This window comes from Dactylosporangium sp. NBC_01737 (assembly GCF_035963215.1).
Lineage (GTDB): Bacteria > Actinomycetota > Actinomycetes > Mycobacteriales > Micromonosporaceae > Dactylosporangium.
The window spans coordinates 313,531-339,054 of the sequence record NZ_CP109153.1; the positions used below are offsets into that span (position 1 = coordinate 313,531).

The window sequence follows — 25,524 nt, forward strand, 5'->3', positions numbered from 1 at the left end:
AAATGCCGGTGCGCGGGCCGGGCCGGTCCGGGCAGTATGGAACGACAGCAACGTCGAGACGGGAACTGTGGGAGAGGGAGAACATGCGCGCAGGGATCACGTCCACGCGGAAGGAAGCCATCGACGCTGCGAAGGATCTGACCCTGCATGACCGTGCTCAATCTTGGCATCGTGGCCCATGTCGACGCCGGTAAGACCAGCCTGACCGAGCGGCTGCTGTTCCGCGCCGGCGTCATCGACCGGATCGGCAGCGTCGATGACGGCAGCACGCAGACCGACTCCCTCGCCCTGGAGCGGCAGCGCGGCATCACCATCAAGTCGGCGGTGGCGTCGTTCGTGGTCGGCGGGGTGACCGTCAACCTGATCGACACGCCCGGGCACCCGGACTTCATCGCGGAGGTGGAGCGGGCACTGCGGGTCCTCGACGGCGCTGTCCTCGTCGTGTCCGCGGTCGAGGGCGTCCAGGCGCAGACCAGGGTGCTCATGCGCACGTTGCGGCGGTTGCGCGTACCCACGCTGATCTTCGTCAACAAGATCGACCGCCGTGGAGCCCGGCACGAGGACCTGCTCGCCGACCTCGCGGCCAAGCTCACCCCCGCGCTCGCCCCGATGGGCCGCCCGACCGGCCTCGGCACGCCCGCCGCCGGGTTCGAGCCCGACACCGGCCGCCTCGCGGAGGCCCTCGCCGAGCACGACGACGACGTCATGGCCGCTTTCGTTTTCGATGCGCCGGGTGTACCCCTCGGCGCGGCGCTCGCCCGTCAGACCGCCGGTGGACTCATCCATCCGGTCTACTTCGGCTCCGCGGTGACCGGCGCCGGCGTCGACGCGCTGGTCGAGGGCCTCGCCACCGTGCTGCCCGCCGCCGGTGGCGACCCGGACGGCCCGGTGTCCGCGACGGTGTTCAAGGTCGAACGCGGACCGTCCGGCGAGAAGATGGCCTACGTCCGGATGTTCTCCGGCACCCTGCGGGTCCGCGACCGGCTCGCCGCCGGGAAGGTCACCGCGATCAGCGTCCCCGACGGCGGCACCGCGGCCCCCGCCGGTGAGGTGGTCGCGGGCCAGATCGGGAAGCTGTGGGGCCTGCGGACCGTCCGCATCGGCGACAGCATCGGCGAGCCGCGACCCGGCGCGGAGCAGCTGTTCGCGCCGCCCACCCTGGAGACCGTCGTCGTCCCGCGCGACCCGCGGGACCGTCCCCGCCTGCACGCGGCGCTCGTCCAGCTCGCGGAGCAGGACCCGCTGATCGACCTGCGCCAGGACCACGAGCTGTCCGTGTCGCTGTACGGCGAGGTCCAGAAGGAGGTCATCGAGGCGACCCTCGCCACGGAGCACGGCGTGCTGGCCGACTTCCGCGAGTCCACGACCATCTACGTCGAACGTGTCACCGGCACCGGCGAGGCCACCGAGATCCTCGGCGCGCCGGACAACCCGTTCGTCGCCACGATCGGCCTGCGGATCGAGCCGGCCCCGCCCGGCAGCGGCGTCGCGTTCCACCTGGACGTCCCGGTCGAGGCGATGCCGATGTACGTCTACTCGTCGGCGTCGCTGTTCCACGCCGCGATGCACGACTACGTGCGCTCGACGCTCCGCCAGGGCCTGCACGGCTGGGACGTCACCGACTGCCTGGTCACGATGACGCAGTCCGGGTACTCCGCCCCCGTCAGCACCGCCGGCGACTACCGCAAGCTGACCCCGCTGGTCCTGATGCGCGCCCTGCACCGGGCCGGCACGCAGGTGTGCGAGCCGGTCCACCGCTTCCACCTCGAAGTCCCGGCCGACACCAGCGGCGCCGCGCTCGGCCTGCTGTCCAAGCTCGGCGCCGCGCCGGACACCCAGCACCCCCACGGCGACTGGCACGACGTGAGCGGCACCATCCCGGCGACCCGCATCCACGACCTGTCCCGCAGGCTGCCGGGCATCAGCCACGGCGAAGGAGTCCTGGAGTACGCGTTCGACCACTACCGCCCCGTCCGCGGCATCCCACCGACCAGACCCCGCACCGACCACAACCCCTTGGACCGCAAGGAGTACCTGCTGTGGGTCGAACGCCGCGTCGCCCTCTAGCCGCCGGCCTCGAGCTCCCGCTTCAGCCGTTCAAGCGTGACCCGCATGCCCTCACGGTTGGCCTCGGGCCTCGCGTGCGCGACCTTGCCGGTGAACACCCGCCCGAGAATCATCGCGCCGCGGACCCGCTGGTCGATCCAGTACTGACTGACGTCGGTGCCACCGCCTGCCGGCGCGAGCCGGAAGCCCCACCGTGCGACCGGCAGCCCGAACGTGGTCACGTCGAAGGCGAACTCCGCCCCCGGCTCGGCGACGACGACCCGGCAGGTGGTGAACCAGACGTACGCCTTGCGCCGGTTGAACCCCACGAACCGTTCCGGCACCCGGTCCGCGGACCGGGTGAGCACCCAGGTGGCGAAGCACTCGGGGCTCCATTTCGCCATCCGCCGCACGTCGGAGACGGCTTGGAAGACCGTGTCCGGGGTGACCTCAACCGTGATCCGCTCAACGACCTCGTCGGTCATGCCTGGTCACCATCCGCATCCATGTCACCGATCCGCTTCTTGCCTTGCGCCACGGTCCGTGTGCGTTTCGGCATGCCCCATGAATGAAACCATCACGGCTGCGGCCTTCGTGGTTCCGCGCAGCCTCCGGCGGCGCGACGGATAGCGCGGGTCGCCCTCCGTGCCGTCGTTGCGGTGATACCAAGCCAGGTCCGCACTCACATGTTCCAGCACCGTCAAGCGCATCATTCGGTGCTCCAACGCCGTCGCCGCCCAGAAACCAAAGACCATCGATCACTGGACTGAGCGGTATCTGCCCCCGGATGGCGATCTTCCGCCCCGGCCCGTGATCAAAGGACGGCCATGGCCGCCCGGACAACCACCCCGGTCCTTCGATCACGGACGAAGCCCTGGTCGATCCCGACACGACCCGAAATTGCCCAGATCCGCACAGGGCGGCCCGCCGATACGGGCAATTTGCAGCTTTCCTGACAACGGACGGCACGGCCGAGGCTGACAGCGCAGGCGCCACCAGCGGCACAGGCCAGCACTGGCAGCGTGGGGCCAGCGCGGACGTCACGGCCAGCGCGGACGTCACGGGCAACACGGGCAGCACTGGCGACACGGGCAGCACGAACAGCGGGAGGTCGACGAGCGGGCAGCACGAGCCACGCGGGCAACACGGGCAGCACGGGCGACACGAGAAGCGCGGGCAGCGCGCGGGCCAGCGCGGGCGACACGAGCGACACGGCCAGCGCGGGCAGCGCGGGCAGCGCGCGGGCCAGTGCGAACGACGCGGGCCAGCGCGGGCGACACGAGCGACACGGCCAGCGCGGCCAGCGCGGCCAGCGCGGCCAGCGCGGCCAGCGCGCGCAGGCGGCGCGCGGGCCAGTGCGAACGACGCGGGCCAGCGCGGGCGACACGAACGACGCAGGCGACACGGGCAAGCGCGGACCAGCACGGGCAGCGCGGACCAGCACGGGCAGCGCGGACCAGCACGGGCAGCGCGGACCACGCCGGCAGTGTGGGTGGCGCGGGCAGTGCAGGCAGTGCCGAGGGCGCCGTCGCTGCATCGGATCAGGTGAGGATTGTCGGCGGGGAGCGGCCCAGACCGGCAGAGCGCTGACCCGACAGGTCGCGCGTGCGTGGACGCGCAGCGTCGGGCGGCGCCGGCACTTCCGCCCCGTCGGCGAAGCCCGCGCAGACCCACAGCCAGCCAGGACAGCCAATCCGGGACGGGCCTCCGGGGCAGTCGAACTGGGGCGGCGGGCTCAGGACAGGAGGCGCAGGTCGTGGATCAGTTCTGAGAAGACGACGGGGGGCAGGGTGCCGAAGGTGTGGGTGCCGGCGCGGGCGAGGACCACGGGGCCGACCGTCTGGGGTGGGGCGGTGTCGACGGTGTCGGAGGCGTGCCAGCCCGGGTCGGTGGTGAGGATCGCGTAGGCGCCGTCGCCGATCGGCTTGGCCATCTGGACGGCGGCGTCATACCAGCGGGTCCAGCCGTGCCGCTCCAGGCCGCGCAGCACCGCATACGTCACCTTGCGGCCCTCGAAGCGGTCGATGGTGGTGGCGGTGCGCTCGTCGGCGGTGATGTCGTGGAAGGGGCGGCCGAGCTGCTCGAACGGCTGGAGCAGCTCATAGTCGGCGAGCACCTCGGCCCACGTGGTGAGGGCGCCGGCGGGGAACTCGAGGGGGTGCAGGACGCCGAGCGTCGCGGTGGGGGGCAGGGTCGCGGGCTCGTCGGCGGGGGTGGCGAGGGAGCCGTCCTCGGCGACGCGGACGGTGCGGACGAGCGTGGCGCCGTCGAAGACGCCCCAGACGAGGCGGCGGGCGAGGTGGCTCATCCACGGGTGGGTGGCGAAGCGGTCGAGGAAGATGGCGGCGGGGATGCGGCGGGCGGTGCACATGGCGCGCTCCAGCCGGGACACGTGCAGCGACGCCGAGGCGCGGGCCTCCTTGCGCAGCGCGGCGATGCGGTCCTTCGCCGCCTTGTGGCGCTGCTTGTCCTCGCCGCGGGCCGGCTTGGGCAGCTCGGCGTGGACGCGGCCGGTGGCGTCGCGGACGACCGGCAGGAGCTGGTGGTCGAAGGCGATCCGGAACGTGCCGGCGTCGGTGTCGACCGTGTCGCCGTGGTCGTCGAGGCCGAGGGTCGGCACGAGGCGGTCGGCGAGCTCGTCGGGGGTGAGGCCGCGCAGGTCGGCGATCGCCTCGATGTGCTGGCGGGCGACGCCTTTGAAGACGGGGAAGCGGGACTTCTCGGCGAGCAGGTTGAGCTCGATGAGGGCGGCGTCGCTGCCGCGGTGCCGCAGCGCGTCGAGGGCGGCCTGCGCGCGGGCGCTGGCGCCCTGGCCGGGCCATTGCTTGGCGAGGGCGGCGACGCGGCGGGCGCCGGCGTCGTCGCCGATCAGCCCGACGGCCTGCAGGCACCAGCCGTCGGCGGCGGGTGCGCCGGCGGTGAGCCAGCGCTCGAACAGCTCCAGCGCGAACGCGGCCCGCGACGCGTGGACCCCGGGGTGCACGGTGTCGGCGTCGCAGACCGCGAGGCGGACCAGCAGCGCTTCCGCGGCATCGGCGGATGCGACCGCGCCGTCCGCCGCGGCGAGCGGCGGCAGGGGCGGCGAGGTGACATACGCGGGGAGCTTCGACGCGACGCCGGGATCCTGGTCGAGCAGCGCCGTCAGCGCCTCGGCCTGAGCGCCGGCCCGGGCGAGGAGCAGCGGGCGCTGGCCCTGCGCGTCGAGATAGCGAAGGACCCGGGCGACCGCACGGTCCTTCGGCGTGGCCGACCACAGCGCGACGGCGCCCGCGGCGGCGTGGGCGGGGTGGCGCAGCAGCCAGGTGCGGGCGGGGCGGCGCAGCTTCTTGCCGGCGAACGCCTGCACGACCGGCGGGACGAGCGCGACGTGCCCGACGGGCTGCGCGGTCTGCAGCGCGGGCTCGACGCTGCGCGGGTCGGCGAAGGCGGCGAGCAGCGGCGCGATGTGGCTGGTGCCGTGCCGGAGCAGCAGCATCGGCAGCTGCCACCGGACCCAGTAGTGGTGCTGCTCGAAGCCCAGCTCCAGCAGCCGCTCGTGCGTCCACAGCGGAGCAAGGGAGAGCATCGGCACCGTGGTCGGCAGCGCCCAGTGCTCGCGGTGCTCCAGCCACGCGGTCACCTGCGCGGTGTCGCACCGGCTGATCGGCACGCCTTCCCACCGCACGTCGCCCTCATGGGCGCTCTGCCGCTCGGCGGCCTCCCGCTCCTCGTCGCGCCAGCGCAGCACCGGCTCGACCGGCACGGCCGGCTCCAGCCAGGTGGGGTGCGCGGCGGGCGGCGGCACGTAGTCGCAGGGGATGCCGTCCGGAACCGCGGTCACGGTCGAGGCGTCGATGCCGGGCTCGAAGGACGCCGGATCGTCGAGCGGGCCCAGGGTCGCCCAGCCGTGGCCGCGCTCACGCTCGCGCTGCAGGGCGTCGCGGGCCGCGTTGTCGTCGATGTGGGCGAGCAGGCTGCACCACACGCCGTTGTGGTGCGCGTGATCCTCGAACGGATACGCCGGCTTCATCCCGGCGAGCGCCGGGCCGGCGGCCGAGCCGGCGAGGTCCAGGAGGCTCGCCAGGTAGATCCTGCCGCCGGAGGCGCCGAAGAACTCCCACCGCACCCGCTGCTTGTTGGCCGCCAGGAGCCGGTCGAGGGTGTCGAGGTCGCCCGCGGCCAGGGCGGACGCGTGGACGTCGGCGTTGCCGAACTCGCCCGTGTAGCGCAGCGCGGCGGCGTGCGCGCGCCGCTCCGCGTCGCCGGAGGCGGGGCCGAGCGGCAGCAGGAACGTGGTGGCCCAGAACAGGTCGGCACGGATGTCGCCGGTGCGCTGCGCCGCGAGCCGGTCGCGGACCTCCAGCAGCGCGTCGCGGGCCTGCGCATAGGTCGGCTCGTCGGCGAGGACCAGCAGCTGCCGGAGCCGGCCGAAGACACCGACCCCGACATAGGGCAGCTCGACGTGCAGGCCGCCGAGGATCCGCCGGCACCCCTCGACGAGGCCGTGCGCGGCGACGAGGAAGTCGGCGAGCCAGTCGTGCGCCGGGCCGGACAGGTATTCGAACCGGGCCTGGCACGCCTCGACCAGCGCCCGGTCCTCGGCCGCGGTGCCGACGTGCGCCGAGGGGTCGAGCAGCCGCAGCCCGACGGCCCGGCTCTCGGACTCGGGCGAGGAGACCAGCTCCCAGACCCGGGACCGGTATCCGCGCCCGCGGATCGCCTCGTCCTCGACCCAGACCCCGTGGCGCAGCCCGGCCCACGCCTCGTCGAACGTGGCCAAGGGCCTGATGTCGGTGGCGATACCGCCGCGGCGGGGGTGCAGGACCGAACGCAGCCACGGGCCGACCGCGATCCCGTCGCGCCACGCCAGCGGCGGGGGCGGCGACGGGGCCCAGGTCTGCGGAGCGGGAGACGCCGGCGGCGCGGTCCATGTCGTCACCGCGCCACCCTAACCAGCCCCAACGACAAAAAACCGTGGTAGGAACGGGGCATGCTCACAGATTCCAAGGCGTTCAGCGGGTTCTCGGCCGACGACATCCCCGCCGCCAAGCGGTTCTACGGCGAGACCCTCGGCCTGAGGGTCGACGAGGAGCGCGGCATGCTGCACCTGCGCCTCGCCGGGGACAAGGACGTGCTCGTCTACCCCAAGCCCGACCACCGGCCCGCCACGTTCACGGTGCTCAACTTCCCGGTCGAGGACATCGAGGCCACCGTCGCGGCACTCGCCGGGCGCGGGGTGCGCTTCGAGCATTACGAGACCACCGACGAGCACGGCATCCACCGCGCCGGTGGGCCGCTGATCGCGTGGTTCAAGGACCCGGCGGGCAACATCCTGTCGGTGCTGCAACAGTAGTGGCGTGACCGCGGCTGAGATCTTCGATGCGCACCGGCAGAAGCTCAACGCCGTCGCCTACCGGGTGCTCGGCCGGGTCGGTGACACCGAGGACGTCGTGCAGGACACGTGGCTGCGGTGGAGCACCGTGGACCCGGCGGCCGTCGAGGATCCCGAGGCGTATCTGGTCCGGGTGACGACCCGGCTCGCGATCGACCGCCTGCGCAGCGCCCAGGCGCGCCGGGAGCACTACGTCGGGCCGTGGCTGCCGGAGCCGATGCTCACCAGCCCCGACGTCGCGGAGCGGGTCGCCCTGCGCGACTCGGTGTCCACAGCGATGCTGCTGGTGCTGGAGTCGCTGTCACCGCTGGAACGGGCCGTGTTCGTGCTCCGCGAGGCGTTCGGCTACTCCCACGCGGAGATCGCCGGGTTCGTCGGGCGCAGCGAGGTCTCCGTGCGCCAGACCGCGGCGCGGGCCCGCGCCCACGTCGAGGAGCATCGCGTCCGGTACGACACGGACGTCGCCACGCGCACCCAGGTGACCGAGCGGTTCCTTGCCGCGTGCGCCGGCGGTGACCTGCGGGAGCTGATCGCCGTGCTGGCGCCGGGCGTGGAGCTGGTCAGCGACGGCGGCGGCCTGGCACCCGCGCCGCGCAAGGTGATCGAGGGCCTGGAGCTGGTCGCGCGGGCGCTGCTCACGTTCGCCGGCCGGCTGCCAGAGGCGCCGAGCATCCTCCTCGAACAGGTCAACGGCGGGCCGGCGATCGTGGTGTACTCCGCCGGCCTCCCGTCGACCGCCGTCGTCCTGCACCTGGTCGACGGCCTGGTCCACTCGATCCATCTGATGACCAACCCCGAGAAGCTGGCCGGGCTAACCACGCGATGACAGCGCGGCGGCAGGGACCGTGAGTCGCTTCGACATCCGGTACGCCGGCAGCGGGCTGCGCGTCACCAGCTCCTTGTAGACCACCGCGGCGCGACCGGTGAGGAACCAGCGCCGCGGCGTGTCGTCGGCGTGGGTGAACTGGATGACCGCGTCCTTGCGGCCCAGCGACACCGGCTGGTGGATGTAGCCGAACCGGAACGGCTTCGCCGCCTTGCCCGAAAGGACCCGGGCGATGCTGTCGGCGGCGTGCGCGCCGCTGGGGATGCCGCTCTGGCAGGTGCCGTGGATGGTGCCCCACGGCTGCCGGATCGCCGCGGCGTCACCGATCGCGACGACGTCCGGGTGCGACACCGACCGCAGCGTTGCGTCCACCACGATCCGGCCGCGCTCGTCGACGGTGAGCCCGGCCTCGGCGGCCAACGGCGACGCGGTGAACCCGGTGGTCCACAGGGTCGCGTCGGCGGTGACGATCTCCCCGCCGGCGAGCTCGACCGCATCCGGACGCACCGAGACGACGTCGACGCCGGTGCGCACCTCGATGCCGAGGCGGGTCAGGGCCCGGTCGAGGTGGGCGCGGGCCCGCGGCGACATCAGTGGGCCGGGCGCGTCGCGGCTGAGCAGGACCACCCGGGCCGCCGGGTGCCGTTCGGCGAGCTCCGTGGCCGCCTCCACACCGGTCAGCCCGCCGCCGACGACCGCGATCGCCGCATCCGGTCGCGCGGCCAGCAGGTCCGCCAGCCGTCCGGCGGATTCGACGGTGTTCAAGGTGTACGCGGAAGCCTCGGCCCCCTGCCCCGCCGCTGTGTCAGCGACGCTGCCGATGGCGTACACGAGGGTGTCGTAACCGATCGTGCGGTCGCCGACGCTCACCTCGCGGCGCCCGGTGTCGATCCGCTCGGCGCGGCCCTGCACGAACGCGATGCCGGTGCCGCGCAGCAGGTCAGGGATGCTCACGTCGGGCAGCGCCTGCCCGGTGGCGGTCTGGTGCATCCGCAGCCGCTCGGTGAAGCGGCTCGACGGGTTGACCAGGGTCACGGTGGCCCGGCGGCGGGTGCGGCGGGCCACCCGGATGGCGGCGATCATGCCGGTGTACCCGGCTCCGAGGACGACGATGCGGTGCATGGCCGGCTCCTTCTCGTTGGGGCGCCGCGTCCCGGCGCGCTACACCCCCAGGACGAGACGGCCCGCCGATCCGTGAGCCGGCCGGGAGGTGACGGCGCTCACGCCGCCACCTCCGCCGCGCCGCGGCGCTCACTCCGTGCGCAGGACCTCCGCGATGGTGAGGCGGGCGGCGCCACGGGCCGGCACGATCGCGCCGAGGACCGCGATCACGGCACCGGTGACGGCCAGGAGCAGCAGCGTCCCCGGCTGCCACACGTGCAGCAGCGACCTGGGGATGTCGACCTTCGCCGCGTGGGCGGCCAGCGGCATGACGTACCGGTGGGCAAGGATGCCTGCGGGGACGCCGACGAGGCCGCCGACGAGGCCGAGGCCGGCCATCGACGTCACCGTCATCACGACCACCTGCCGCGGGGTCATCCCGATCGACTTGAGCATGCCGAGGTCGCGGCGGCGCTCCCGGACGTTGAGCACCACGGTGTTGAAGACGCTGAGCGCGGCAACGGTGCCGAGCATCAGCGACAGCGCGACGGACAGGCTGATCATCGAGACCGTGAACGGGTTGACGCCCGAGTTGTCCCACGCGTTGAGCCCGGGGTCGGCGGCGCGGACCGAGGCGAGGTAGGCCTGCAGGTCGGTGCCGGGGGTGAGCGCCACCTCGAACAGCACCTCGTGGTTGGCGACCGGCCGGCCCGGCGCGAGCCGGTCCAGGGTCTCCCACGCGGTGAGCAGCCCGGCGCCGCCCGGCGAGCCGTTCACCGTCTCACCGACGACGGTCACCTCGGTCCGGCCACCGTCGAGCTCCAGCGTGAACCGGTCGCCGACCCTGAAGCCGCGCTCGTGCAGCAGCGTCGAGGGCACCACCACCTCGCCGGGGCCCCGCAGCCAGCGTCCCTCGACGAGCTGCTCCTTGAACCCGACCTCGTCGAGGTCGCCGCGCAGGAACACCACCGGGACCGCCTGGATCTGCCCGGCGGCGGGGATCTCGATCCCGAACTCGGCGGTCACGTGCTGGGTGCCGGGCAGCGACCGCAGCAGCCGCTCGATCTCCACGTCGGAACGGGCCGTCACCCCCTGGTGGAAGCCCGGGTTCATCGGCCGCACCGCGACGGGGGCGGTCTCGATCCGGTCGGCGAGGCCGGAGAACCGGGCCACGGAGGTGGTGAGCCCGCTGGCGAACGTCACCGTGGTCACGCCGAGCACGACCGCGGCGACGGTCAGGGCGGTGCGGGCCGGCCGGGCGAACGGCAGGCCCAGCCCGAGGCTCACCGACCGGGGCAGCCGGACCCCGCTCAGCCACCGCTGCACCCGCCGGCCCCGCCCGCCGCGGGGCGCCGCCGGCGCTGATCGCCTCGGCGGCCGAGAGCCTGCGGGCTCGCGACGCCGGCAGCAGTGCGGCGAGCAGCACGACGACCAGCACCCCGGCCACCGCCGTGAGCTGGGCGCCATACCCGCGGCCGACGTCACCGCTGAAGCCGAGCCCGAGGAAGGCGTTGGTCAGCAGCGGTCGCGCCGCGAACTGGCCCGCGAGGGCACCGAGCACGCACCCTGCCAGCGCCGGGACCGAGACCATCGTCAGGTAGACCGCGACGACCTGCGCGGGGGTGAAGCCGATGGCCTTGAGAATGCCGATGTGCCGATACCCGGAGACGACCGCACCGCTGACGACGTTGGCGACGACCAGGATCGCGACGAGCAGCCCCAGGAGCCCGAAGACGACCAGGAACGGCACGTAGGCGCCCGGGCCGGCGGCGACCTTCTCCTTGATCACCAGATAGGAGCGGGTCGCGAGCAGTCCCTGTGACGGCAGCGCGGCGGTGAAGGCGCCGACGGCCGGCTCGGCCGGTGCACCGCGCAGCCGGTACAGCATCTGGACCGCGGTCGGGTGCAGCGCCGTCAGCTGCGCCGGGGCGACCCACGCGTCGGCCGTCTGGCTGACGCTGTAGGCGAAGCCGACGACCGTGAGCGGTGGCGCGCCCGGCAGGTGGATGACGGTCCCGACCTCCGAACGGGGGTGATAGCCGGGGGCCGGCGGGAGGTCCGCCACGACGATCTCGCCGGGTGCGGTCGCCCAGCGCCCGTCCCACAGGTCGACCCGGTCGACCGGGCCGCCCGGGTCGGCGCGGCCGACGACGGTGATCGAGTCGGCCAGGTGGATCAGCTCGACGTCGGGCGGCACCGTCAGCACCGCCTGCTCGAACGGCCCGGCGACCGCCACGGCACCGCCCGGCGCGGCCGCCGCGGGCCGGCACCGGCGGACCCCGGCTCGACGACGGCCACGACGTGGGCGCCGGCCTGCTCGTCGAAGACCCGGTCGAACGGCGCCGACGACGCGTCCAGCAGCCGCAGCGCGACCACGATCGTGGCGGTGGAGAACAGCACGACAAGCCCGATGACGACGGTCTGCAACCGCCGCCGGCGCACAGCCGCCCGCGCCGCCCGCCACACCGCGCTCACGCCGTCACCTCCGCCGCGCTGCGCGGCCGGCCTGCGCCCCGCCCTCCGCTACGCCCCGGGTCGCTCACGCCGTCACCTCCGCTGCGCTCCGGGTCGCTCACGGCGTGCGCTCCAGGCTGCGCTCGCCGACGATGCGGCCGTCGGCGACGGAGACGACCCGGTTCGCGCAGCGCTCCGCCAGGCGCTCGTCGTGGGTGACGAGCAGCAGCGTCTGGCCGATCTGGTTGAGGTCGAGCAGCAGGTCCATCACCTGCTCCCCCGCGTGGCTGTCCAGCGCGCCGGTGGGCTCGTCGGCGAGCAGCAGCGCAGGGCGGTTCATCAGGGCGCGGGCGACCGCGACCCGCTGCCGCTCGCCGCCGCTGAGCACCGCCGGGTAGGCGTTGCGCCGGTCGGCGATGCCGAGCTCGTCGAGCAGCTCCAGGGCGCGCCGCCTGGCCTGGCCCGCGGAGACCCCGGTGAGCTGGGCGGACAGTGCCACATTCTCCAGGGCGGGCAGGTCGTCGAGGAGGTTGAAGAACTGGAAGACCATGCCGATCCGCTTGCGGCGGAACAGGGCGAGCCCGGTCTCGGTGAGCCGGCCGAGGTCCTCGTCGTGCACGACGACGCTGCCGGCGCTCGGGCGGTCCAGCCCGGCGATCATGTTCAGCAGCGTCGACTTGCCGCAGCCGGACGGGCCCATCACGGCGACCGCCTCGCCCGCCCGGATCTCCAGCGACACCCCGTCCAGCGCGACGGTGTCCCCGTATTCCTTGCGCACCCCGTCGAGGCGCACCACGACCCGTTCCCCGTCTCCATGCATGCCAAGCAACGTAGGACCCGCACGGCGCCGGCGCGTCCTTCCACGGATGCATCCGTCTTCGGCAGGGGGTCATCCTGTGGTCGTACATCGCCGGGCAGATGCGGCCCGGGCTGCGCGTCTGCGAAGGTAGGCCGGTGTGGACCTCCGCGGCGACCTGGCTCGCCATCGCGCTGGCGGGCGCGTGCGCCGTGGCCGCCGCGCTGGGTGTGGCGCTGCTGCGGGCCCGCCGCCGGCACGCGCAGGCCCTCGGCGAGCGGGGCTGGCTGCTGGAGCGGGAGCGGGAGCTGGCCTCGCGGACCGCGGTCGACGCGGAGCGGGCCAGGATCGCCCGGGAGCTGCACGACATCGTCAGCCACACGGTCAGCGTGATGGTCGTGCAGGCGTCCGCGGCACAGGAGGTGCTGACCACGATGCCCGGTGAGGCGGCGACGGCGCTGCGCGCCGTGCAGGACGCGGGCCGGGCCGCGCTGACGGAGCTGCGGCACCTGCTCGGCCTGCTCGCGCCCGGCGCCGCGGGAGAGGGCGAGGACGACACCGGCGGGGGCGACGCGCTGGAGCCGCAGCCGAGCCTGCGCCGGCTCTCCGCGCTGGTGGACCGGATCGCGTTCGCCGGGCTGCCGGTCGAGGTCCGTGTGTCGGGCGAGCCGCGCCCGCTGCCCGCGGGTGTCGACCTGACCGCGTACCGGATCGTGCAGGAGGCCCTGACCAACGCGCTGAAGCACGGCGACGGCGGCAAGGCCGAGGTGACGGTCCGCTACGCCGAGCGCTCCCTGCGCGTCGAGGTGCTCAACACCGGGCCGAGCGTGCTGAAGTCCGACCCTCCCGGCAGACCCGCCGGCGCCGCCGGGCGTGGCCTCACCGGGCTGCGGGCCAGGGTCGCGGTGTACGGCGGCGACCTCGACGCCCGGCGCCGCCTCGGCGGCGGCTACCGCGTCCGCGCCCGCATCCCACTGGACCCGGCATGAGCGACCCGGCATGAGCGACCAGACATGAGCGACCAGACATGAGCGATTCGCAGCCCAGGGTCCTCGTCGTGGACGACCAGGAGCTGATCCGGACCGGGTTCCGGCTCATCCTGACCGCCAGGGGCATCGACGTGGTCGGGGAGGCCGCCGACGGCGCGCAGGCGGTCGAGGCCGCGCAGCGGCTCCGCCCCGACGTGGTCCTCATGGACATCCGGATGCCGGTCATGGACGGCATCGAGGCGACCCGGCGGATCCTGGAGCTGCTGCCCACCTGCCGGGTCCTGATGCTGACCACGTTCGACCTGGACCGGTACGTGTACGCCGCGCTGCGCATCGGGGCGAGCGGCTTCCTGCTCAAGGACGTGACCGCCGACCATCTCGCCGGCGCGGTCCGCCTCGTCGGCACCGGCGACGCGCTGCTCGCCCCGTCCATCACCCGCCGCCTGGTGGAACGGTTCGCAGCCCAGGACGAGCCGGTGAAAGCGCTCTTCGACAAACCGGCGAAAGCGCCCTACGACAAGTCGGCGAAAGCGCCCCACGACACGCCGCAGCAGACACCCCAGGCACCCGCAGACGCCCTCGCCCCGCTGACGCCCCGCGAGCGCGAGGTCCTGGCACTGATGGGCCGCGGCCGGTCCAACGCCGAGCTCGCAGCGGCGCTGTTCCTCAGCGAGGCCACCGTGAAGACCCACGTGGCCCGGATCTTCGCCAAGCTCGCGTTGCGGGACCGGGCGCAGGCGGTGGTGGTGGCGTACGAGACCGGCCTGGTCGTACCCGGGGACAAGTAGTCCCCGGATGAGCTGGGCCTTCATCCGCCCGCCGGTACTCGTAGGGTGAGGTCCATGGACCGGGCACAGCTGGCGGAGTTCCTGCGGGCGCGGCGCGAGGCCCTGCAGCCCGAGGACGTCGGGCTCCCCCGCGGGCCGCGCCGCCGCACGGGAGGCCTGCGGCGGGAGGAGGTCGCCGCGCTGTGCGGCATGTCGGCCGACTACTACGGCCGCATCGAGCAGCAGCGCGGCCCGAAGCCGTCGGAGCAGATGCTCGCCGCGCTCGCCCGCGGCCTGCGGCTGACCCTGGAGGAGCGGGACCACCTGTTCCGGATCGGCGGGCACCTGGCGCCGCACCGGTTCGCCCGCGCGGATCACGTCAACGCGGGCATGATGCGGGTCCTGGACCGGCTCGACGACACCCCGGCGCAGGTCATGAACTCGCTCGGCGAGACGCTCGTGCAGACGCGGCTCGCCGTCGCACTCCTCGGGGACGAGACAGGGTTCGACGGACCGGCCCGCAGCGTGGTGTACCGCTGGTTCACCGACCCCGCGTCCCGGGACGTCTACCCCGAGGAGGACCACCCCACGCACGCGCGCATCTTCACGGCGCTGCTGCGGGAGGCGTACACCCGCGAAGGCCGCACCGGCAGGGCCGCGACGCTGGTCGAGACCCTGCTGGCGGCCAGCGCCGAGTTCGGTGACGCCTGGCGGGAACACGTCGTCGGGGTGCGCCACACGGACCTGAAACGGATCCGGCACCCGGAGCTCGGGGTGCTGGAGCTGCACTGCCAGACGCTCGTCGACCCCGACCAGTCGCAGGCGCTGCTGGTCTTCACCGCGGTCCCGGGGACGCAGAGCGCGCGGACGCTGGAGCTGCTGCGGGTCATCGCCCCGTAGCGACCTGCATCGTCGACAGCAGCGCGAGCGTGGATTCCGCGCCCTGGTTGAGGTTCGGGCCGTCCGGGGTGAGGCCGTCGAACCCGCCGCCGGTCAGCGGGTCCCACATCGCGGCGCCGCCGTCGTTGTCGCCGTGGAACCAGCCGGCGGCCTGCCGCACGACCAGGTCCCAGTAGCGCTGGCCGGTGGCGGCGGTCGCGGTCGCGGCGGCATCGGCGAGCGCGGCGACCTCGATCGGCTGCTGGTCGTAGCGCTCGCGCGGGCCGTCGCGCCGCCAGCCGGTGGCGGCGACGACCGACAGCCGGCCGCCGGACTCCTGGACGCCGTGCAGCCAGCGCAGCATCCGCAGGCCACCGGCGAGCAGCGCGTCGTCGCGCAGGAGGTGGCCTGCGGCGACGACGACCTCGGCGAGGGACGCGTTGCCGTACGTGAGCTGTTCCCGCGGCCACGGCCACAGCGGGTCCTCGGCGGGCCCGCCGACGGCCGCGGCCGCGTCGCGCAGCAGGGTCGCGGCGACAGTGTTGGACGGGTCGGCGCGCAGCACCTCGGCGGCGCCGAGTCCCGCGTACGCCATCGCGTGCACCGCAGGCGACCGGCGCGTGGCGCCGAGCATGAACACGCCGAGCGCCTCCCGCCGGATCCACGGCGCGGCGCTGCGCGCGGCGGCGGTGCCCAGACCCCACACGGCCCGGCCCCACCAGTCGCCGAGGCCGGGCTCGTCGCTCCAGCGCCGGTCGTGGCCGAGGCGGTTGTGGAAGGCGCCATTGCCGTCCTGGGCGTGCGCGAGGAACGTCAGGTAGGTCTCCGCGAGGCGCAGCACCACCGGCGACGGGTCCGGCTCGCGGCTGGTGACCAGCAGCCCACGGGCGACGTCGTCGGTGCAGTAGCCGTGCTCCCGCCGTACCGTGGCGAACCGCGCGTGCTCGAACAGCCCGGTGTCGTCGGTCAGCCGGACCAGGTGGGTGAAGTCGAGCGCCGTGGTGACCGCGACCGCGGTCACGCCGCCACCTCCGCTGCGCTCCGGCGTCGGCCTGACCTGAAGACTGCGCCCATGATGACCAGCTCCTCGCTGCGCTGCGGGCCGGTCACGCCGCCACCTCCGCTGCGCTCCGGCGTCGGCCTGACCTGAAGACTGCGCCCATGATGACCAGCTCCTCGCTGCGCTGCGGGCCGGTCATGCGGCGACCGCGTCGAGCGCTGAGGGCCGCATGCGGACCAGGCCGCGGGCGAGCTCCGCGTAGCGCTGCGCGACGACCGGCCAGCGTGCCGCCGCGCTCTGCGAGCGGCCGCGACCGGTGAGCTCGGCGGCCAGGCCGGGCTCGGTGAGGATCCGGCGGACCGCGGCGGCCATCGCGACCGGGTCCTGGTGCGGCACGACCAGGCCGGGCCCGTCGGCGAGGAGCTCGACGGCGTGCGGGAAGGCGGTCGCGACGACCGGGATCCCGGCGGCGACGGCCTCGGCGAGGACCCCGGAGGTGACCTGCTCACGGGAGTCGTAGGGCAGGACCACCACGTCGGCGGAGCGCACGAGCCCCGACAGGGTCGCCCGGTCCAGGTAGCCGCCGCGGAAGCGGACGAGCTGCGCCACGTCCAGCAGGTGCGTGAGGCGCTGCAAGCCGGACCGGTAGAGCTCGCCCTCGTGCTCGAGCACCTTCGGGTGGGTCTGCCCCGCGATGGTGTAGGTCGGCCTCGGGTCGAGGTCACGCAGCCGGGCCAGGGCCCGCACCGCCCATTCGATGCCCTTGCCGGGGCCGAGCAGCCCCCACGTCAGCAGGTGCGGCTGGGCACCGTCCCGGGCCGGGTCGGCGGCCGGGGCGTCGACGCCGTGCGGGATGACGCTGACCTTCGCGGCGTCGACCGTGTAGCCGGCCAGGAGCCGATCGCGGGCGGTGCCGGTGAGCGTCACGACGGCGCCGGCGACGGCCATGATCTTCTCCAGCAGGGTCCGCTGGGCGTGGCTCGGCCGGGTCAGCACCGTGTGGAGCACGACGATGCTCGGCACCGTCAGCCGGCGCAGCAGCGGCAGCAGGTCCTCGCCGTCGCGGCCGGGATAGATGCCGTATTCGTGCTGCACGACGGCGACGTCATAGCGGCCCAGCACGTCCGCGGCGCCGCGCCAGCCGTCACCGGGGCCGGCGCGCCACGTGTGGGTGACGTCCGCCCGGGCGCGCTGGTCGTCGCCGGCCGCGGTCACCCGGACGATGCCGTGCGGCACCCGCTCGACGGGCAGGTGCCCGGCGAGGGCCGAGCTGAAGCTGGCGAGTCCGCAGAGCGTCGGCGGATGCGTGCTGAGAAAGCCGTAACTGATCGCCATATGCCGAACCTCTCGCCGGCGCCGCGGCAAGCACCGGAAGGTGGACACGATGACCGTCAGGACGACCGAGAACGCCGGGATTGCGGAGCACCTGGGAGGGCCGCTGGTTTCCGGGATACCCGGAACCCTACACCCGGTGACGCCCGGGAGCCCCTGGCGGAGGGCCCCCGGACGCCGGTCACCCTTGCGTGACCAGGCGGAACGACTGTGCGGGGCCGCCCGTGCAGCCCCACTGCTGCAACCACACACCGTCAGCGGTTGAAACATCACGGACGTCGAGACATTTACCACTGTTACGGGCCGTGAAGCGGAACGCGCCGCCGCCGAGCGGCGCCGGCAGCCATTGCTGGTTGGTGCCGCCGCCATATGCCCACAGGTGCACCTGGGCGCCGTCGCCGGTGGCCCCGGCACCGCCGTTGACGTCCCAGACCAGGTTCGGCGCGTACCGGTTGACGACCTGGTAGTAGCCGCCGCTGGTGGGCCGGAACTGCCACTGCTGGTTGGTCGCGGCCGCGGCGCCGCACGTCCACTGCTGCAGCGCGGTGCCGTTGGCGGTGCCCCAGCCGGCGTCGTCGAGGCACTTGCCGCTGTTGGTGTTGACCACCTGGTACCACCTGGTCGGGTCGATCGAGGTGGCGGGCGGCTGGGAGGTGACCGGCGGCTGGCTGGTCGGGGTGACCGGGCCACCCGGCCACGTGAACGTCGCCATCGAGCCGCCCGGCAGGTTGTAGCCGAAGGACGCGCCGCCGAAGGACACCTGGAAGTTCTGGGCGCCGCCGGAGTTCACCGCGACGAGCACGATCGATCCGTCCGGGTTGCGGAAGGCGACGTTCTCGATGCCGCCCTGCCCGTAGCCGGTCGAGTCGATGCGGACCGCGCCGGGCTTGACGAACTTCGCCAGGTGCCCGAGGACGTAGTACTCGGCGTTGTACGTGACGCTGCCGCCGTTGACGGTAACGACGCCCATGCAGTTGGTGCAGCTGCCGATGACCGGTCCGTGGGACGCATTCAGCGCCATGTTCCACATCGTGACGGTCTTCGCCCAGTTGCGGGTGGCGCCGACGGCCAGGTTGCGGCCCTGCCACAGCAGCGAGTCGGCGAAGGTGTTGCCCGACTCGATGCCGGAGCACTCGGTGAAGAAGACGTCCTTGTTCGGGTAGGCGTTGCGCACGGTGGACTGCCCGCCGGGGTCGCCGCCGTAGCAGTGCCACGCGGTGCCGGCGGTGTTGTTGCCGGTGGCGGCGAGGACCTGAGAAGGGAACGACGTGTTGTCCCAGTTGTGGTCCCACGCGAGGATCTTCGTGCTCAGCCCCGCCGAGGACAGTTTCGGCGCGAGGTTGTTGATGATCGCGGCCTGCTGCGAGGCGGACATGAGCATGCCGGGGTAGCCGGGCGGGGAGAACTGCGGCTCGTTCTGGATGCTGAGGTACTGCACGGGCACGCCCGCCGCCTGGTACGCCTGGACGGATCTCACCAGGTAGTCGGCGAAGGTGCCCTCGTAGCTGGTGCTCAGCGAGCCGCCGACGAGGTTGTTGTTGGTCTTCATCCAGGCCGGCGCGCTCCACGGCACGACCATCGTGGACAGCTGCGGGTTCAGGGAGCGGGCCTGGGTGAGCAGCGGCAGGATGTACGCCTGGTCGTGCGCGACCGAGAACCGCGACAGGCTCGGGTCCGCGGCGCCGTCGTCGTAGGTGTAGAAGTTCAGCGAGAAGTCCGACGCGCCCAGCGGCTGGCGCAGGAAGCTCAGGCCGATCCCGCTGCTCGGGTTGAACAGCGCGGTCATGATGCTGTTGCGGGCCGAGGAGTTGTAGATCAGGTTCGCGGACGAGTCGGTGAACGACGCGCCGAAGCCGACCATCGACTGGTAGGTCGTGTTCGGGTTGACGATGATCGTCGATCCGCTGCCGGCGGTGCCGAACGCGACGTCGGCCTTCTTCGTGAGCTGGTTCGCGCGGTCCGGCGTGGTCAGCCAGACGCTGGCGTTGGTGGCGGCGAGGGCGGGCGACGCCTGGGTGATCACGTAGGCGGCGCCGGCGGTGAGCAGCGCGCCCGCGGCGCAGGTGGCGAGGAGGCGTTTGACCGGGCGGTCGGTCATGGGGGTTCCCTTCTGAGGGTCGTGAAGGAGGCGGGGCTGGCGGGCCCCGCCTCCACCGCGGTTATGCGTAGAGCCGCAGGTCGGCCAGGCTCCACCAGCTGCCGCTCGTGCCCGTGTTCGTCACCCGCAGGTAGCGGGCGCGGGCAGGTGCGTCGACGTTGGTGAGCTGGCCCGTGCCTGTGCCCGACGCGACCACGCGCCAGGAGGTGCCGTCGTCACTGACGGACAACTGCCAGGCCCGTGCGTAGTCGCCGATGCTGCCGCCGCTGTCGATCGCGACCCGGCGGAAGCGCCGCTGCTCGCCGAGGTCGACCTGCAGGTACTGGCCGGGCTCCTGGGCCTGGCCGGCGGACCAGCGGGTGGAGGCGTCCTCGTCGACGGCGAGCTTCGCGTCCGGGCTCGCCGGCAGCGACGTCGCGGTGGCGCCCTTCATCGACAGCAGCCGCAGCCCGTCGTCGAACACCCGGCTCCGCGGCCAGGTGAACGTGGCGAGGGAGCCGCCGGGCAGCGTGTAGTCGAAGGTGCGCCCGCCGGCGGCGACGGTGAACGTGCGGGGGTCGTCGTTCTCGTTGTGCACGACCAGCGCCGTCGAGCCGTCCGGGTTGCGGAACGCGACGTCCATGATCTGGCCGTTCCAGCCGGTCGTGCCGAAGGAGGTGCTGGCGATGCGGACCGCGCCGGGCTTCACGAACCGCGACAGGTGCCCGATCGTGTAGTACTCGGCGTTGGTGGTGAACGTCCCGTCCGGCTGCACCGTGATCAGGCCGGTGCAGGTGTCGCAGCCGCCGAGGTGCGGGCCGCCGGTCGCGTCGAGGGCGATGTTCCAGTTGACCGCCGACTTCGCCCAGTTGCGGGTCGTCCCGATCGCGATGGTACGGGCGTGCCACTTGAGCGTGTCGCGGAAGAACTGCGCGGGGGTGTCGCTCGCGCCGTGCGAGCCGGAGCACTCGGTGAACCAGATGTCCTTGCCGGGGAACGCGTCGTGCAGGGCGGTCTGCGCGGCGGGCTCACCGTAGTAGCAGTGGTACGCGGTCCCGGCGAGCCACTTGCCGGCCGGGCTGTTCAGCAGCTGGTAGGGGTAGTCGGTCTCCGGGTCCTGCCCGGGCGGGACGTTGACCACGTCGTTGGGGTGCGTGGCCCAGTTGTGGTCGTACCCGATGATCTTCGTGCGGGGGCTCACGATCCGCAGCAGCGGGCCGAGCGCCTCGATGACCTTCGCCTCCTGCGCCACGCGCATGGCCGTCGTCGGGTAGCCGTTCTGGCCGCCGTTCTGCGGCTCGTTCTGCACGGTGATGTAGTCGACCGGCACGCCGTTGGCGGCGTACGCGAGGACGAAGCGCACCAGGTACCGCGCGTAGGCCGTGTAGATCGCGGGGTCGTCGATGAGCGAGCCGCCGACGAGCGAGTCGTTGGTCTTCATCCAGGCCGGCGGGCTCCACGGCGTCGCCATGATCTTCAGCTGCGGGTTGAGCTGCTTCGCCCGGCGCAGCAGCGGCAGGATCTGCTGCTGGTCGCGGGCGATGCTGAAGTGCCGCAGCGCGAAGTCCTTCTGCCCCGTCGGCACGTCGTCGAGCGAGTAGTGGCTGCTCGCGGCGGTGAAGTCCGACGAGCCGATCGGCTGGCGCAGGAAGCTCACGCCGTCGCCCTTGGCCGGGTCGAACAGGGCGCGCATGGCCCGCTCCCGCTCGGCCGGGCTCAGCCGGTACAGCACCGCGGCGGAGGAGTCGGTGATCGACGCCCCGAAGCCGTCCATGGTCTGGTACCCACGGCTCGGGTCCACCGTGATGGTGGCGTTCGGATTCCCGGCGACCGGCCGGCCGAACGCGACCGGGGCCCGCTCGTGCATGAGCTCCGTCCCGTCGACGGTCGTCACCCACACTCTGGCCGCCGCGGACTCTCCCGCCTGTGCCTCGGTGAACCCTGTCAGCCCGACCGCGACGGCGGCACCGATCGCCACCAGCCGCAACACCTGTCGTGTCATCGCGTCTCTCCCAGAGATACGGATGTAACAAATGAAACATGAATGTAACGAAGCGGAGGACAGCACAGCATCGGCCCCCACCGATTGTCAAGACCACCTCAGGTGGTTGACGCATGCCGGTGAGGGCCGTGGGACCGGTAGGGGACTACCAGATTGAAACGGGGCTGATGAAACAGATCGCGGCGGGTCAGCCCCGGCGCAGCAGGCGGCCGACGGCGGCCATCATCTCGGTCGCCATCTCCTCGCCCTTGCCGTCCTCGGCGCCGTGCTGCATGCAGTGGCGGGCGTGGTCGTCGAGCAGGCCGAGGGCGACCTTGTCCAGGGCGGCCTGGATCGCGCTGATCTGGGTCAGGACGTCGATGCAGTAGCGGTCCTCGTCGACCATCTTCTCCACACCGCGGACCTGGCCCTCAATGCGGCGCAGCCGGCCCTGGAGCTGGTCCTTCGTCGCGGTGTACCCGCGCGGCGTGGCGGTGGTCATGCCATCCATCCTAGCGCACACCCCCAGGGGGTATGTTAGATTCGACAACTACCCATGGGGGGTATCCGTATCCAGCCGTTGAAGGAGCCGACATGAGCACCACGACCTACGCCGTCAAGGGAATGACCTGCGGGCACTGCGTGCAGGCGGTCAGCACCGAGGTCGGGCGGGTGGCCGGGGTGACGGCGGTCCAGGTCGACCTGGAGTCCGGCGCCGTGACGGTGACCAGCGACGGGCCCGCGGACGAGCAGGCCGTCCGGGCCGCCGTCGACGAGGCCGGCTATGAGGTCGTGGGCACCCGAGCATGAACGCCCCGGTGCGGCTCGGCGCGTTCGCGGCCGTCCTGGCCGTGGCGTTCGGGCTGGCGTTCGGGGCGGGGCGGCTGGTCGGGCCCGACGCGGTCGCCGAGACCCGTCCGGCCGGCGACGGCCACGCCGGCGGCGACCATGGCACGCCGTCCGGCCCGCAGACCGGTGCGTATGCGTTCAGGCTCGATCCGTACACCGGCGGAAGGCTGAGTTTCAGGATCACCGGGTCCGACGGCCGGGCCGTCACCGCCTTCGAGACGCTGCACGAGAAGCCGTTGCACCTCATCGTGGTGCGGCGGGACCTGTCCGGCTTCCAGCACGTGCACCCCGTCATGGACGCGACCGGGACCTGGCAGGTGCCGCTGGCGCTCGCCGACGGCGGTCCGTGGCGGGCCTACGCGGACTTCACCGCGACCGGCGGGCCGGCCACGGTCCTCGCCGCGGACCTGACCGTCCCCGGCGAACACCGGTCCGAGCCGCTGCCGGCGCCCGCCACGACCACCGTCGTCGACGGGTACACGGTGCGGCTCGACCTGCACGACGGGGTGACGTTCCGCGTCGAGCGGGACGGGCGCCCGGTGACCGACCTGCAGCCGTATCTCGGCGCGCCCGGGCACCTCGTGGCGATCGCCCAGCAGGACCTCACCTACCTGCACGTCCACCCCACCGGAGCGGGCCTCGCGTTCGCCGTCGAGGGCGCCGGTCCCGGCGTGCACCGGCTCTATCTCCAGTTCCAGCACGGCGGCGCCGTGCACACCGCGGAGTTCACCGTGACCGGCTTCGGGGGCGGGCATGCCCACAACTGAGCTCACCATCGGCGGCATGACCTGCGCCGCGTGCGCCGCCCGGATCGAGAAGAAGCTGAACCGGCTGGACGGGGTCTCGGCGAGCGTCAACTACGCCACCGAGAAGGCCCGGGTGGTGTTCCCGCCGTCGCTGGTCGTCGCGGACCTGATCGCCACCGTCGAGCAGACGGGGTACACGGCTTCCTCCGTTCCGGAGATTTCGGATGTTCCCGGCGTTCTCGATCCGCTCGACGCCGCGCGGCAGCGGCTGCTGGTCAGCGCCGCGCTCGCGGTGCCGGTGATCCTGCTGGCGATGGTGCCGGCGTGGCAGTTCGAGTCGTGGCAGTGGGCGTCACTCACGCTTGCCGCGCCGGTCGTGGTGTGGGGTGCGTGGCCGTTCCACCGCGCGGCGCTGCGCAACCTGCGCCACGGCGCCGCGACCATGGACACGCTCGTCTCCGTCGGCACCCTTGCCGCGTTCCTGTGGTCGCTCTACGCGCTGTTCCTCGGCGACGCCGGCATGCCCGGCATGCGCCACCCGTTCTCGCTGACCGCCTCCGGTGACGCCATCTACCTGGAGGTCGCCGCCGGGGTGACGGTCTTCATCCTGGCCGGCCGCTATTTCGAGGCCCGGGCCAAGCGCCGGGCCGGGGCCGCCCTGCACGCCCTGCTGTCCTTGGGCGCCAAGGATGCCGCGGTACTGGCGGCGGACGGCACCGAGCACCGCGTTCCGGCAGAGCTCCTCGCGGTCGGCGACAAGGTCGTCGTCCGGCCGGGCGAGAAGATCGCCGCCGACGGCGTGGTGCTGGACGGCACGTCCGCGGTCGACGCGAGCATGCTCACCGGCGAGCCCGTGCCGGTCGACGTCGCACCCGGCGACCCGGTCGTTGGCGGCTGCGTCAACACCGCCGGGCGCCTAGTGGTCCAGATCAGCCGCACCGGCGCCGACACCCAGCTGGCCCAGATGGCGCGGCTCGTCGAGGAGGCGCAGAACGGCAAGGCCGCCGTGCAGCGCCTCGCCGACCGCATCGCCGCCGTCTTCGTGCCGATCGTCATCGCCCTCGCCGTCGCCACCCTCGGCTTCTGGCTCGGCACCGGCGGCTCGGCGGCCACCGCGTTCACCGCTGCGGTCGCGGTGCTGATCATCGCCTGCCCCTGCGCGCTAGGGCTGGCGACCCCGACGGCGCTGCTCGTCGGCACCGGCCGCGGCGCCCAGCTCGGCATCCTGATCCGGGGCCCTGAGGTCCTCGAGTCGACCCGCCGCGTCGACACCGTGCTGCTGGACAAGACCGGCACCGTGACCACCGGCCGGATGTCCGTCCTGGACGTGCACGGCCACGAGGACACGCTGCGCCTGGCCGCCGCCGTCGAGCACGCCTCGGAGCACCCGATCGCCCGGGCGATCGCGGCCGCCGTGCCGGACCGCCCCGCGGTCGCGTCGTTCACCAGCCACGCCGGCCACGGCGTCAGCGGCATCGTCGAGGACCGCAAGGTCTGGGTCGGCCGTCTGTCGTTCCTGGCCGCCCAGGGACTGACGCCGCTCGACCCCGCCCCCGAGCTCGCGGCGACCGTCGTCGGGGTCGGCTGGGACGGGGCCGTGCGGGGCCTGATCTCGGTCGGCGACACGGTCAAGCCGACATCGGCGGACGCGGTCCGCCGGCTGCGGGATCTCGGGCTGCGCCCGATGCTGCTCACCGGCGACGCTTCGCCCGTCGCGCACGCCGTCGCCCGTGACGTCGGCATCGACTCCGGCGACGTGATCGCCGAGGTGCTGCCGGCCGGCAAGCTCGACGTCGTGCGGCGCCTGCAGGGCGAGGGCCGGGTCGTGGCCATGGTCGGCGACGGGGTCAACGACGCCGCCGCGCTCGCCCAGGCGGACCTGGGCCTGTCGATGGGCACGGGCACCGACGCGGCCATCGAGGCGAGCGACCTCACCCTGGTCCGCGGCGACCTGACCGCGGTCCCCGACGCGATCCGGCTGTCCCGGCGCACCCTCGGCACGATCAAGGGCAACCTGTTCTGGGCGTTCGCCTACAACCTGGCCGCGGTGCCCCTGGCCGCCGCCGGGCTGCTCAACCCGATGATCGCCGGCGGGGCGATGGCGTTGAGCTCGGCGTTCGTGGTCGCCAACAGCCTGCGGCTGCGCCGTTTCACCTGACGCGGCCGGCGGCCGATCCCGACGCGGCGGCGCGGTCGGTCCCGGCGCGGTCGGTCCCGGCGCGGTCGGTCCCGGCGCGGTCGGTCCCGGCGCGGTCGGTCCCGGCGCGGTCGGTCCCGGCGCGGTCGGTCTCAGCGCGGTCGGTCTCAGCG

21 protein-coding genes and 1 pseudogene are annotated in these 25,524 nt (G+C 73.3%); 9 read left to right on the forward strand and 13 right to left on the reverse strand.

All coding sequences use genetic code 11. The features are described 5' to 3' along the window. Positions 1–147 precede the first annotated feature (147 nt). Positions 148–2,067 carry a GTP-binding protein gene (locus OHA72_RS01455; RefSeq protein WP_327006062.1) on the forward strand — a complete coding sequence of 640 codons (1,920 nt, stop codon included), beginning with the start codon at positions 148–150 and terminating at the stop codon, positions 2,065–2,067. Here the strand turns inward: OHA72_RS01455 and OHA72_RS01460 are convergent. The 3 genes from OHA72_RS01460 to OHA72_RS01470 all read right to left on the reverse strand — a co-directional run bounded on the left by OHA72_RS01460 (position 2,064) and on the right by OHA72_RS01470 (position 6,964). Beyond that, entirely contained in the window at positions 2,064–2,531 is a 468-nt protein-coding gene (locus OHA72_RS01460; RefSeq protein ID WP_327006063.1) for an SRPBCC family protein, read from the reverse strand. The genes OHA72_RS01455 and OHA72_RS01460 overlap by 4 nt on opposite strands. A gap of 24 nt (positions 2,532–2,555) precedes the next feature. After that, entirely contained in the window at positions 2,556–2,801 is a 246-nt protein-coding gene (locus tag OHA72_RS01465; RefSeq protein ID WP_327006064.1) for a hypothetical protein, read from the reverse strand. 980 nt (positions 2,802–3,781) lie between these two features. Then, positions 3,782–6,964: a DUF4132 domain-containing protein gene (locus OHA72_RS01470; protein WP_327006065.1), complete on the reverse strand. Its 3,183-nt coding sequence runs from the start codon at positions 6,962–6,964 to the stop codon at positions 3,782–3,784. A 51-nt stretch (positions 6,965–7,015) separates the two neighbouring features. On the opposite strand from OHA72_RS01470, the gene OHA72_RS01475 reads away from it, so the two are divergent. Continuing rightward, positions 7,016–7,378: a VOC family protein gene (locus OHA72_RS01475; RefSeq protein ID WP_327006066.1), complete on the forward strand. Its 363-nt coding sequence runs from the start codon at positions 7,016–7,018 to the stop codon at positions 7,376–7,378. 4 nt (positions 7,379–7,382) lie between these two features. Continuing rightward, the gene (sigJ, locus tag OHA72_RS01480) at positions 7,383–8,243 is read left to right on the forward strand and encodes an RNA polymerase sigma factor SigJ (RefSeq protein WP_327006067.1); all 861 of its coding nucleotides are present in this window, start codon (positions 7,383–7,385) and stop codon (positions 8,241–8,243) included. Here the strand turns inward: sigJ and OHA72_RS01485 are convergent. The 5 genes and pseudogenes from OHA72_RS01485 to OHA72_RS01505 all read right to left on the reverse strand — a co-directional run bounded on the left by OHA72_RS01485 (position 8,229) and on the right by OHA72_RS01505 (position 12,618). Continuing rightward, positions 8,229–9,365, reverse strand: coding sequence for an NAD(P)/FAD-dependent oxidoreductase (locus tag OHA72_RS01485; RefSeq protein WP_327006068.1), 1,137 nt, complete (start codon positions 9,363–9,365; stop codon positions 8,229–8,231). The two genes, sigJ and OHA72_RS01485, sit on opposite strands and share 15 nt — an antisense overlap. A 129-nt stretch (positions 9,366–9,494) precedes the next feature. Next, positions 9,495–10,670 carry an ABC transporter permease gene (locus OHA72_RS01490; RefSeq protein ID WP_327006069.1) on the reverse strand — a complete coding sequence of 392 codons (1,176 nt, stop codon included), beginning with the start codon at positions 10,668–10,670 and terminating at the stop codon, positions 9,495–9,497. Positions 10,671–10,782: 112 nt separating this feature from the next. Continuing rightward, positions 10,783–11,232: pseudogene (locus OHA72_RS01495) on the reverse strand (FtsX-like permease family protein); the annotation flags it as partial. Positions 11,233–11,543: 311 nt separating this feature from the next. Continuing rightward, positions 11,544–11,819 (reverse strand): hypothetical protein, encoded by a 276-nt coding sequence (locus OHA72_RS01500; RefSeq protein ID WP_327006070.1) that lies wholly within the window; start codon positions 11,817–11,819, stop codon positions 11,544–11,546. Positions 11,820–11,916: 97 nt separating this feature from the next. Further along, positions 11,917–12,618, reverse strand: a complete 702-nt coding sequence (locus OHA72_RS01505) for an ABC transporter ATP-binding protein (RefSeq protein WP_327006071.1) — start codon at positions 12,616–12,618, stop codon at positions 11,917–11,919. Positions 12,619–12,782: 164 nt separating this feature from the next. Here OHA72_RS01505 and OHA72_RS01510 point away from each other — a divergent pair, with 164 nt between their 5' ends. From OHA72_RS01510 to OHA72_RS01520, 3 genes are read left to right on the forward strand one after another with little or no spacing between them, the layout of a single operon-like run. Continuing rightward, complete coding sequence (locus tag OHA72_RS01510) at positions 12,783–13,583, forward strand: sensor histidine kinase (protein ID WP_327011961.1); 801 nt, start codon at positions 12,783–12,785, stop codon at positions 13,581–13,583. Positions 13,584–13,621: 38 nt separating this feature from the next. Further along, positions 13,622–14,371 (forward strand): response regulator, encoded by a 750-nt coding sequence (locus OHA72_RS01515; protein WP_327006072.1) that lies wholly within the window; start codon positions 13,622–13,624, stop codon positions 14,369–14,371. 54 nt (positions 14,372–14,425) lie between these two features. Then, positions 14,426–15,250 carry a helix-turn-helix transcriptional regulator gene (locus OHA72_RS01520; protein WP_327006073.1) on the forward strand — a complete coding sequence of 275 codons (825 nt, stop codon included), beginning with the start codon at positions 14,426–14,428 and terminating at the stop codon, positions 15,248–15,250. Here the strand turns inward: OHA72_RS01520 and OHA72_RS01525 are convergent. The 5 genes from OHA72_RS01525 to OHA72_RS01545 form a co-directional block, all read right to left on the reverse strand. Further along, positions 15,237–16,250, reverse strand: coding sequence for a glycosyltransferase (locus OHA72_RS01525; protein ID WP_327006074.1), 1,014 nt, complete (start codon positions 16,248–16,250; stop codon positions 15,237–15,239). The genes OHA72_RS01520 and OHA72_RS01525 overlap by 14 nt on opposite strands. A 174-nt stretch (positions 16,251–16,424) precedes the next feature. Beyond that, positions 16,425–17,564 (reverse strand): glycosyltransferase, encoded by a 1,140-nt coding sequence (locus tag OHA72_RS01530; RefSeq protein WP_327006075.1) that lies wholly within the window; start codon positions 17,562–17,564, stop codon positions 16,425–16,427. 178 nt (positions 17,565–17,742) lie between these two features. Beyond that, positions 17,743–19,659: an RICIN domain-containing protein gene (locus tag OHA72_RS01535; protein WP_327006076.1), complete on the reverse strand. Its 1,917-nt coding sequence runs from the start codon at positions 19,657–19,659 to the stop codon at positions 17,743–17,745. Between the two features lie 61 nt (positions 19,660–19,720). Further along, a complete protein-coding gene (locus OHA72_RS01540; protein ID WP_327006077.1) occupies positions 19,721–21,640 on the reverse strand; it encodes a discoidin domain-containing protein in 1,920 nt (639 codons plus the stop codon). A 187-nt stretch (positions 21,641–21,827) separates the two neighbouring features. After that, positions 21,828–22,121: a metal-sensitive transcriptional regulator gene (locus OHA72_RS01545; protein WP_327006078.1), complete on the reverse strand. Its 294-nt coding sequence runs from the start codon at positions 22,119–22,121 to the stop codon at positions 21,828–21,830. Positions 22,122–22,213: 92 nt separating this feature from the next. On the opposite strand from OHA72_RS01545, the gene OHA72_RS01550 reads away from it, so the two are divergent. The 3 genes from OHA72_RS01550 to OHA72_RS01560 are packed head-to-tail and all read left to right on the forward strand — an operon-like array spanning position 22,214 to position 25,372. Then, positions 22,214–22,429, forward strand: a complete 216-nt coding sequence (locus OHA72_RS01550) for a heavy-metal-associated domain-containing protein (protein WP_327006079.1) — start codon at positions 22,214–22,216, stop codon at positions 22,427–22,429. After that, positions 22,426–23,235 carry a DUF8832 domain-containing protein gene (locus tag OHA72_RS01555; RefSeq protein ID WP_327006080.1) on the forward strand — a complete coding sequence of 270 codons (810 nt, stop codon included), beginning with the start codon at positions 22,426–22,428 and terminating at the stop codon, positions 23,233–23,235. Before OHA72_RS01550 ends, OHA72_RS01555 begins: the two co-directional genes overlap by 4 nt. Then, entirely contained in the window at positions 23,222–25,372 is a 2,151-nt protein-coding gene (locus OHA72_RS01560; protein ID WP_327006081.1) for a heavy metal translocating P-type ATPase, read from the forward strand. The genes OHA72_RS01555 and OHA72_RS01560 overlap by 14 nt, the downstream gene beginning before the upstream one ends. The last annotated feature ends 152 nt before the right edge of the window (positions 25,373–25,524 follow it).